This window comes from Microbulbifer sp. CnH-101-G (assembly GCF_052466775.1).
The window spans coordinates 4,247,532-4,258,490 of record NZ_CP174292.1 but is presented as its reverse complement, the minus strand read 5'-3'; the positions used below and the strand labels follow the sequence as shown (position 1 = coordinate 4,258,490).

Annotated in this window: 8 protein-coding genes; 6 read left to right on the top strand and 2 right to left on the bottom strand. The window is 45.6% G+C overall.

Annotated elements, in window-relative coordinates:
* Nucleotides 1-115: 115 nt before the first annotated feature.
* The gene (locus ACJJID_RS18895) at nucleotides 116-2,077 is read right to left on the bottom strand and encodes a ShlB/FhaC/HecB family hemolysin secretion/activation protein (RefSeq protein WP_444920790.1); all 1,962 of its coding nucleotides are present in this window, start codon (nucleotides 2,075-2,077) and stop codon (nucleotides 116-118) included.
* Between the two features lie 70 nt (nucleotides 2,078-2,147).
* Nucleotides 2,148-4,766, bottom strand: coding sequence for a bifunctional serine/threonine-protein kinase/formylglycine-generating enzyme family protein (locus ACJJID_RS18890; RefSeq protein ID WP_444920789.1), 2,619 nt, complete (start codon nucleotides 4,764-4,766; stop codon nucleotides 2,148-2,150).
* Nucleotides 4,767-5,355: 589 nt separating this feature from the next.
* Here ACJJID_RS18890 and ACJJID_RS18885 point away from each other — a divergent pair.
* The 6 genes from ACJJID_RS18885 (at nucleotide 5,356) to ACJJID_RS18860 (ending at nucleotide 10,934) form a co-directional block, all read left to right on the top strand.
* On the top strand, nucleotides 5,356-5,844 hold the full coding sequence (locus tag ACJJID_RS18885; protein ID WP_152450779.1) for an Hcp family type VI secretion system effector: 489 nt from the start codon (nucleotides 5,356-5,358) through the stop codon (nucleotides 5,842-5,844).
* 159 nt (nucleotides 5,845-6,003) lie between these two features.
* Nucleotides 6,004-7,911, top strand: coding sequence for a type VI secretion system Vgr family protein (locus ACJJID_RS18880; protein ID WP_444920788.1), 1,908 nt, complete (start codon nucleotides 6,004-6,006; stop codon nucleotides 7,909-7,911).
* A gap of 16 nt (nucleotides 7,912-7,927) precedes the next feature.
* Nucleotides 7,928-8,506 carry a DUF6931 family protein gene (locus ACJJID_RS18875; protein WP_444920787.1) on the top strand — a complete coding sequence of 193 codons (579 nt, stop codon included), beginning with the start codon at nucleotides 7,928-7,930 and terminating at the stop codon, nucleotides 8,504-8,506.
* A gap of 3 nt (nucleotides 8,507-8,509) precedes the next feature.
* A complete protein-coding gene (locus ACJJID_RS18870; protein WP_152450772.1) occupies nucleotides 8,510-8,803 on the top strand; it encodes a PAAR domain-containing protein in 294 nt (97 codons plus the stop codon).
* A gap of 475 nt (nucleotides 8,804-9,278) precedes the next feature.
* The gene (locus ACJJID_RS18865; RefSeq protein ID WP_444920786.1) at nucleotides 9,279-9,761 is read left to right on the top strand and encodes a DUF6795 domain-containing protein; all 483 of its coding nucleotides are present in this window, start codon (nucleotides 9,279-9,281) and stop codon (nucleotides 9,759-9,761) included.
* An 18-nt stretch (nucleotides 9,762-9,779) separates the two neighbouring features.
* Entirely contained in the window at nucleotides 9,780-10,934 is a 1,155-nt protein-coding gene (locus ACJJID_RS18860) for a lipase family protein (protein WP_444920785.1), read from the top strand.
* Nucleotides 10,935-10,959 lie beyond the last annotated feature (25 nt).

Below are 10,959 nucleotides of genomic sequence, written 5' to 3'. Positions count from 1 at the left end.
TGATAATTTTATTGCAGTTACTAATTTTCTTACTTCAAGCATTTTCTTTTTGGCTTTCATACCAGAACCCTACAAAGAGGTACTTTGTTATCGTTAGCAATTCAAAATTTTTTAATCAGTTATAAAAAACTGAAAAATCTGCATAAATGGTTGGCTCATCCTCGCCAACAGCAATATTGGTTATTGATGTGCTGGACATGATTGGCCAGGCCATGGAAACTTTACTTGAGAATTTGTCGTCCCAATTGAATTTGAAGAGCACACCCGCCCCAGAGAACCTGGCCCAATCATCATCCAGTGTCTCTTCATAGTTATTAACAAAGCCATAACCCACATCAGCTATCAGGGCAACTTGCACAATATCGTTTAGACGCTGACCAAAAAGCACCGGATTGATCACTTCGGGAACGTTCATATACCACTCTGCAGACAAAACAGCACCTTTATCTGCAGAGAAATCTCTTACCGCAAATGCGCGAACTCCATTTGCCCCACCTAGTGACATCTGCTCAAATCCAGGCAAATTGCTTTCACTATATTGCGCTCGCCCTTTTAAGATGAGCCTTGATTGCTCATCAACAAAAGGCATAGGAAGGAAAAGCAGTGAGCTAGTATTGATCGCCACTTTATTAAATTCATCTCCCCGCCCGGCTTCAACATCATTCTGATGTTCACCATATTGAAGATTTACATTCACTACATTCAACATGGAAATCAAGCCATTAGATAGACTATCTAAATAAAAACCAGCCTCACCGCCATAAACATGATCGTTTGTAAATTCAATGCTTCCTTCAACCTCAGACTCTTTTTCAGTCAGGCCAAAGGATCCTGTGAAGTTAAAATCACGTGACCTTCTAAATTTATGATCTAGGGAAATGGCGTAGCTTTTACTTACACCAGAAATATTTAATCTATTTATGATGTTATCCATATTTTCCTCATCATAGAGATTAAACTCATTATAATCCGCTGAAATTTCGAGCCTTGTACGAGGGGAGAAGAAGGGAAGGCTATATCTAAACTGAGCCAAATCAGAACCTAGGTCCTCACCAGAATCAAGTGCAGACTTTAAATAACTTATCGTTAGAGCATCACCGATACCTAATGGGTTTAACCAATCGGTTGTAACATACGCCCTTTCATTACCGGTATAAAGAGATCCATGATTATCTAGCCTTAAAGAAGATGTAAAAGTGCTTGATTCACGTGCCTTCAAATTAAGCTTGGTTTCGCCGGGGTTGTCTCCCGCACTGAAATACCCAGTAACATTTAGGCCTGGTAAATCATTGAGAAGATATAACCCCTCCTCAATATTTTCATGATTAACCAACTCCCCTCTTTGAGTCTCAAAAGGCTCTGTAAGTTGCTCCAAGGCATAACGCTTATTATCTTCAGCGACTACTTGTCCTAACAGCCCCTCCTGAATAGTGAAAGTAACTACACCATCTTCAACATCTTGAGCAGGTATTTGTACCTGCGCGAGAAAAAGCCCCTGACGACGGTAAAAATTAGTCAGCTCCGCAGCAATCTCTTCAAGATCGGCATAACTTAATCCGCGTTCTTTATTCTGCTTCTCGATGACACTGACAAGTTTTTTGAGTTCTGCCGGGCCCAAGCCACCTGGACTAAATTGGGCTTTCATGTTGCCCAATAAAACTGCCAATTCCTCGAGGTTATCTACGGTATAACCGCTGGCAAGGATTTTATCCTCTTTCATATATTTAACACGAAGCTTCTCTGCCATCTCTTCGATAACTTCACGTTCGATACCAAAGTCCGGATATTCCTCCAGTCGATGGAATCTAAATTTCTTAACCGTAATTCTAGGGCCTTGATTACGCTGGGATATCTCGGGGATCTCGGTATTGAGATTCGGATCTTCGGCTTCGTAGGTGCGCTGCAGGAAATCTTTGGTGACATCCGCCTCATTAACGGTGGGTGTATCCTGATCGAAGGCTTGCCTTACGCGACTGCGGAAGCTGGAACCTTCATCTTGAGCATAAACTGGCAAATTCGATAACAGAAAACCTGCACCCACAAACAGTGCCAGCTTACTTTTTCCAAGCCCAAGCATAACTCCCCCAAAATACTCATTTTTATAAAGTCGTCCCCTGTCTAAAAAGGAGGCGACGACGTATTTCTTATTAATTCACATCCCTGACGATGCGAAAGCCCGTTAATTCATCTGCAAGACCTGCGTGAAGCCTTTTGGTTGTAGCGAGACAGCGGCTCATAGGGTCTTGTCGATTACCACCGAGTGCGAGTAACTCCCCTTCGGTTCCTCTGGCCCACTCCTGGACATTACCCACAGCATTTACCAGGCCAAACCTGTTTATCGAGCCGTCCTGCGCGGGCACCAACTCGACACCTTTCTCGATACCGCCGTATTTTAAGTGGCAATTGCGATCTGCTACCTCTTCCTGACCATTGGCACTGGCTGCGGCAAACCATTCCTGCTCGGTGGGAAGACGATAATGGTATCCGGTCTCCTCGGATAACCAGCTGAGATAGGCCTCTGCGTCTTGAAGGGTTAAGTTATTGGCTGGCAAATCGCCCGCAGCGATATCTAAAGCTCCACACTGCTTGGTGGCACTGCAGTAGTAACCCAGGTCACGATTGCTGACTTCATACTTACTAACAGCCAGGGGACGACCACTCACCCCTCTGACAACCACCATTGCCGGTCCCTTGGTGCCATCTGCGAGGCGATCACGGCAGCTGTAACGCGCCCCTCTACCGCCACTACCTGGCACCAGGTGACCACAGAAATCCAGCTTGAATTCTTTGAGAGGCTGGTAACCCGGGAGAAGCGCCCTAAATTCATCGACCAGTGCCTCTGTTCTTAAGGGGTCTTCTGCACCCAGCTTAGTGGCACAGTTATTCAGTTCTTCACCGACAACCGGGCGAATCTGTCTAGCTTTAACACTATCCAGCTTTGCTAGCTGTGATAACTGGGCTCCCACGGCAGCGACATTCATATCGAATCCACAGGTGAGAGCGGCTTCCATATTGGACAATACAGTATCAATCTGCTTGTTTTTTATGGCAGCCAAGCGACGGCGTTCGGCCCGCTCCTCCGCAAGTCGAATGCGTTCTGCCTCGCGTTCAGCTTCCAGGCGTTCATTTTCCAGGCGAGCTCGGAGATTCTCTCTATCGGTCGCTAACTGGGATTTAATCGCCACAGCCTGACTGGATACGCCATACCAACTCGCGGCGCTTTCTAACATGGAGTCCGCTTGATCCAGGTTGCCGAGGTTTAACTGCCCCGTAGCTGCAGCGAGGAAGAGCTCTGAAATCTCACGACGTTTATTATCGAGAAACTCCTCATCACTAGGGTTAAGCTCCGAATACTCGTGTAGCTCAATACGGAGATCCTTTTCCCAGGCTGGAGTGAGGATACTCAGAGACACCAGGCGATTTATCGCTTCTTTTTTGTCGCTAATTCGCCGCTGCAGCAGTTCCTCCTGGAGCTTTTTCTCCAGTTCGACTTTCACCCTTGCCTGTTCAGCTGTATTTTGCTGCTCCAAGTGGTTATAACCCACACCGGCCCCTACAAGAACCATGGCAAAGGCACCGCCCAATACCCACTTCCAGGTATTGCTGACAAAAAATGCCTGGACAAACTTCTCTACAGAATCGGTGCGCTCTTCCCGTGTAAGCTGCAAAGCGGCTTCGAGGGCACGCCATTCCCGCCGATTTAAACCCTTAATACGTTTGGGCCGGAGCTTCTTCTCAAAAGCCTTATCGGCGGGAACCTTGTCATAGGGATGCCGACCGCAAAACAACTCATAGGCTACACAGCCCAGAGCATAGACATCATCAGATGGGGCTGGCTCTGCCCCTTTGAGCATCTCATAACTGGCATAAGCCGGGGTCAGTGCTCCCAGGCTTCCAGCATCAAAGACCGTAGTTTCACCGGTTTTGTTGGCGATTCCCCCTTCAGAGACCGCCCTGGCAATACCAAAGTCAAAAACCTTTGCGCCTTTCTTACTAGTGACAAAGATATTGCCGGGCTTAAAGTCTGAATGGACGATCTTATGCGAATGGGCGTAGATCAGGGCCTGAGAAATATCAGAAAAGACGGATCGCGCCTTTTCCGGCCCCAGTCCGACATCAGCGTGCTCTCTCAAGAGCTTGTCAAGCGGAGCACCCTCAAGGAACTCCATTGTCATAAAGACCCGGTCGCCATCGCGGTCGAAATCGTAGACGGTTACGATATTGGGATGGGCCAGTGTCTGTGACTTGCGCGCTTCACGCTGCAGGGAAATAAAAGCATCGGGATGTTTTTGAAAGTCGTCATTTAACAGTTTAATGGCCACGTAGGGCTCACTGTCATTGGCTTCCAGCTTACGGCGATCAAGAGCCTTATAAACCGCTCCCATCCCGCCAACCCCGAGGAGCTTATCCAGCTCAAAGCGCCCTTTGATAACCGTTTTGGTAACAGCTCCGGAGGGCAATGGCTCAAATGAACCTGAGGTATCAATAGGATTCGCTGGGAATCCACCTGAAAGCTGGCCTGGCTCTCTCTTTTGCCCGGTATTCTTTCGTGGAGTGGGACTAAAGACTGTAGCGTCCGCATTGAAGCCAGCTGCAGCGGACGGCAGAATTGCTTGAGCTCCACGTACTGGTGGGTGGTCATTTTTCCCAGTGGAGTCCTGATGGACAACGACTGTTACATCGCCATCTTCTGTCAGTCCCTGCTTAGATTTATCCGGACCGGGCAGATTGCCGTTCGGCCGAACAACACGTGTCTTATCGTTCAATTCCGCCTCCATGGGAAAGCTTTTCGACACACCCAAAGACCGTAACAACAAAATGCTACAGACCGGTTGTCAAGCTAAATAGGGGCAAAGTATATCGAACAGCCCTGGAGGCAACAATGAAGGGGTAAGCAAATAAGATCGACTATAAACTACTTTGAACAAACCTCTCGGGAATTACAGGGTCTGCGGAGAACCCAACCACCAGCACAAGTAATTACACTGCCTTACAACTGCAGATAGTAAGCCAAAAACCTTATTTCAATGTATTTCACTAAGATAATGCCGTTAACAATTCTTAATTTTTTAGCAGCCAGTCGCGTGTTTTTGGTCAATGATCCTTACTGGGCGATAGCAAATTAATTAGTGTCAGAGTCGAATAAGCACAACCTGCATCCCCTCAACGATCAAGATTCTCTCTTCAGTAATTAGTGCCAGAGTCGATTTAATAGGGTAAAAATTCGGTTTTTTTTTGCATTTTCCTCTGTTTAAATCACCTTAGTTGTCATTGCGACACCACCTGAGCTGCCGCACTAATGTGGTAGTGAGGAATTAATCACCTACATCTCAAGCCAACAAAGAGGGATTTCCCATGGCTATCTACATGAACTTCAACAAATTGGCCACCAAAGGTAATGTTACCGCCCAGGGTTATGAAGACTGGATCGAAGTTGACAGCTTCAACTTTGGTGTTGGTCGCGGTATCACCATGGAAGCCGGCGCTACCTCCAACCGTGAAGCCTCTCGCCCAAGCCTGAGTGAAGTTACCTTCACCAAGCGTATTGACGCTGCATCCGGCGGCCTGTTCAAGGCTTCTGTAACCGGTGACGAAGGTGTACCTGTCGAAATCCACGTTGTACAGACTGGCGCTAACTCTGTAGAAAAGTATGCAGTTTACAAGCTGGAAAACGTACTGATCTCCTCCTACAGCATTGGTGCTTCTGCTGGTGGCGCTCCTCAGGAGTCCATCTCCCTGAGCTTTGCCAAAATTGAGGCTGACCTCAACCACGCAGACAAATCCAACAAGAACCCCAAAAACATGCGTGTTGGATACGACCTCACTACTGCTACTCCGCTGTAATAGGTCTACTTCCTTTTTGGAAGAAAGATGGCCTGCAGAATTCTGCGGGCTATCTAAACAGGTCTTTAGCTGAGTGCTTATTGAGCTTTCAGCTAAAGATCTGCAAATCTGCTAGTTTCTCATTTCTTTCAGGCACCGTAGGGATAGTTGGGGCTGCCCATGGCTACACTCAATCAAGATAAAAGAATGATTACGGTCGATAGCCCGGTTGGCACAGATGCGCTAATTGCTACGACCCTGCAAGGCGAAGAGCACATATCTAAGCTTTTTCGCTATGAAGTACAATTGCTTTCTGATGACCATGCTATCGAGCAAAAGGATATTGTCGGCAAACCAGTAACGGTATCCATTCATCATGCAGAAACACCACGTTATATTAATGGCTACGTCACACAGTTCTCCCTGCATGATGTCAATGCTGAGGGTGTACGCAGTTATAGCGCTATTTTACAGCCCGGTCTGTGGTTTACTAGCTTGGCTGGCAGCAACAGGGTATTTGAAAACAAATCAGCCAAGCAAATCTTGGAAGAGGTTCTCGGAGAGTACAGCCGTGTTATAAGGCTAACCCTAAAGCTAAACGCCGAATATATTGCTCGTGAATATTGTGTTCAGTTTGATGAGAGTGACTTTGAGTTTGTCAATCGCCTGATGGCTGAAGAAGGCATCTCTTATTATTTTAAGCACTCTGCGGGACAACATGAGCTTGTGCTATGTGATGATTCCCAGGATTTCTATGACTGTGAGAGCGTAAACATCGAATACGATGGCGGAGGCAGTCACCCCACCAAAAATACTGTGAGTAGCTGGAGAAGAAACTTCAATTATCATGGCGGTGGGTTTGAGCTAAAAGACTATAGCGAGTACACCGCTACCAAGGATAACAAGCAGCAGGTAAAAACCACCAGCCAGCTGAATGATGTTGCAAACTATATGCGCGGCCTCTATGGCTTAAACCATTTCCAGGCCGACGGTGAGCACAAGCATAAATTTACTGACAGCTATCACAAAGCACTTGCCGAGCGGGCGATGGAAGCGCAAGAAGCGCTTTTCGATGTGAGCCATGGTCGTAGTGACTGCCCATCCTTTACCGCAGGCGGGCGCTTTAATTTCGATCACTCGCTGTCCTCCGAAAAAGGAAAGTATCTTATTACCTCCGTGCATATCTCTGCTGCGGATGGAAACGGTATAGATACCCACTTCCACAACACCTTTAGCTGTATACCTTCTAGTGTGATGCCTCGCCCTCAGCCCAATGTGTGCGCGAAGAAAATCCATTCACCGCAGGTAGCACGGGTTTTAGAAGTTAAAGCAACGGCTTCAGACAGCTCTCAAGACCCCTACACACAGCTCAAAGTTAAGTTTCCCTGGAACTCACAACAGAACAGTTGCTGGGTAAGAGTTATGCAGTCTTTTGCCGGCAAAAATTGGGGGGCTAATTTTGTCCCCAGAGTTAATCAGGAGGTGGTTGTCACCTATATCAATGGTGATCCAGATCGCCCCTTGATTACCGGAGCCGTTTATAACGGAGACAACCCGGGGCCCAACTACACAGCCACACAAAGCGGCTGGAAAACTGAGTATGAAGGCAGCACCTTCAATGAGCTCAGATTTGATGACAAGAGTGGCAACGAAGAAATATATATGGAGGCCGGGAAAGATCATAACTTTGTGATCCACAATGACCAAACCGGTAAAATAGAAAACCAGCAGACTCTAGAAATCAAACAGGATCGAAGTATTACTGTTACTGACGGCAGTGAAATTGTCACTATTGCCAAGGGTGACCAAAAACTCAATGTCAATAAGGGTAACCAAGTTGTCACCATCGGTTCAGGTAATCATACCCTTAAGGTCAGCAAGGGCAGCCAGACCACTGATGCCATGGGGGCAATTAAGATAACCTCTAAAGCATCTATCGAGTTGAAGGTTGGCGGTAGTAGCATCAAGCTAACACCAGCAGGTATCACCATCAAAGGAACCATGCTTTCCTGTAAAGGGGACGCAACTGCGGAAGTTAAAGGCGGTGGTATGCTCACCTTGAAAGGTGGCGTTACCATGATCAATTGATGGGGTTTAACAATAGATGACCGATCTGATCAAAGTCCAAGCGCTCACTGCAGCTGAGCTTCTAAAGAATTTTGAGGTCAGCGAGGAGGCAGAAGAGCACCTGGTGCCTGATACAGCACCTGAGGTGAGTATTAATCAGCTTGTGGAAGCTGGTCTCTACCCGGATGCCATAAAACTACTAGCCCATGGCTTGCCTAAACGTGAAGCAGTATGGTGGGCCTGCCTTGCAGCACGTGATATACAAAGTCCTGAAACTGACGAAGACAATGTCAGTGCGTTGATCGCTGCAGAGACTTGGGCCAAAAAACCTAACGAAGAGTCACGCTTAAAGTGCAAAGCTCTGGGCGATAAAACCAAACACAAGACGCCGGCAAGCTGGGCAGCTACCGCAGCCAGTTGGTGTCACGGCAGCTTAGCTGCCGAAGACGAACCTGTTGTTGAACCACCCGAGCACCTGTATGCACACGCGGTGGCCGGCAGTATCACATTGGCTGCGGTCTTATCTGACCCGGTTGACCCTGCAAAACGCTTCGACCGCTATATGAAGCAGGGGCTGGATTTGGCCCGTGGCGGTAATGGAAGAATTAAGGAATAAATCATGGGCAAGCCAGCTTCACGTATCACCGATATGCATGTCTGTCCAATGGTGACTGGGACGGTCCCGCATGTAGGCGGCCCGATTCTCAGCCCTGGTGCTCCGACGGTAATTATCGGTGGTATGCCATCTGCCACCGTGGGTAGCACCTGCACCTGCGTAGGACCGCCGGATACAGTTGCTATGGGTAGCACTACCGTGATGCTGCAAAAAAAGCCTGCTGCTCGAATGGGAGATACTACTGGTCATGGGGGTAAGATTGTTATTGGATGCCCCACCGTATTGATTGGTGGCTAATTCATATTCTACCCAAGGAGATCTTTATAAAAGTAAATTGGGCGACGTAAAACAAAGAGCTTTCCCAAAAATCAAATTTTTTACAGCAAGATATCCGCCGACTCATTAAAAAATCTTGGCCATTAACAATAATTACCTCAAGCGGTCTTTTAGATTTTTTATATGTGAGAATAATTAATATACAGCCTAACCAACAATACATCTTGCTGTTTATTTTTATCGCCCTGTATACAAAAGCAAATATTGTATCAGTTCTATAAATTACTCATGTGCACTAATCCTTTGAACACAAACTAAGGAGCACACATCTTTAATTTCTAAAATATTTCTAACAAACCGACCATAGAAGATATATCAGCTTTTTAACATCTAACTAGATTGCCAAACCAAACAACAGGGAAATCTATAAGACTCACTCAAATCCAAGACAACATGGATATTATATTCATGAATTAACATAAACAACTCTTACCTCATGAGCAATAAAACAATATATTTCGCAATAAAAACCGCACTTTTATCTATTCTATTAATACCAGGGGGAGCTTACGGCATGGCTTTTCTCAACCCATTAAAAGCATGCACATTTTCTGAAATGAAAATTAAAATCACATTAGATGGCAATCCAGTAGCAGGAGCAAAAATAACTCGCAGTATTGACTGGAAGGAGGAAAAAACTGACATTTTCACTTCAGATGAAGAAGGCAACGTTTTACTTCCAGCTGAATTTGAAAGCTCAATAACACAGGTTTTGCCAGTCGAGTTTATTTCCTCACAAAGTATAAATGTAGAGTACGAAAATAGAAGTTATTTAATATGGATTTATGCAAAAAGAAATCCAGCTGAGAACTTCGAAATGAATGGAAGCCCTATCAATTTAGCTTGTGAACTAACTGACGAACCTAAAACAGAAAGGAAATTTAAGTCTGCCCTTAAAACATCATGCAAGTTTCTATAGAACAAGAAGGCCAAAACAATGCTCACCCCACAATATAGCGCGCAACTCGCTGCAGATATATATCTAATAAAAAAGCCAAATGATCAGAAGATATTTTTCGACTTATACAAAGATGACTTTGACCTAAAAGAAGACCTCCCCAATAAAATTAAAGGCAAAACAGGTGCATTTACTCTAATTAAGAGTGCTCACGCGATGGGAATTGCAACCTGCGGCAAGGATAATTTCAAAGGACAAGCATTTGTAGCTCTAAAAGGAACAGCCAGTGGTTATGATCTATTGACAGATCTAAATGCTGGAATCAAACGATTTCATACTGGAGGGTCTGTACATCAAGGTTTTTATTATACCTTTGAGAGCTTCTTTCCCCAACTAGAGGACTTTTCACGCCACCTTCCTCCTTATGTACATACGATACATTGCGTCGGACATAGTCTTGGAGGGGCACTAGCAACACTCGCTGCCGACTGGCTATCCTCAAATACAGGGAAAACAATAAAATTATACACTTATGGTAGCCCAAGAGTTGGGCTTGAACATTTCTCCGCGAGTTGCAAACGTCGATTGACACCCCAAAATATTTATCGCGTTTATCACCGTGCCGATGTAGTTCCCATGGTACCTACCTGGCCATTTATCCATGTGCCTGATAGTGGCGTAGGAGATTTTGAATTAATGACACCAAGTTACAATCCTGTGACAAATCATAGTAGTGAAACATACATTGACTCAGTCGCCCCAAATGAAACAAGTTTGGACTGGGATACAGTTAGACAAAAAAGACCAAAAGACAATTTGGACAAGAGTATTGAGGCTTGGTTAAGGTCAGAAGGTATTATTTCCTTATCTATGAACACAATCTGGATGGCGGGAGAAGCTCTACTCTGGGTCTTAAAAAAGATAGGTCATCTGGCTGGAATTTCTCTGGTTGTGGCAGGAAGTACAACATTTACGATCTTAGACAGGCTGGCAATTTTCTTGCACAACGCTTACCAAATCAGCAAAGATATTTCTTTCTGGGTAATGCGTCTTATACGTAGATTTGCGCAATTAATTGGGATGGTTGTTGTTGAGGGAGTTGATATAACAGTTTCATTTATCCGTATGGTATTCCTACGGATGCATCGAGCTATCTCTGACTTAGTCATGAGAGCAGGAAGAATGATTCACTAATAAAGTCAACAGAAGTAACGATAAC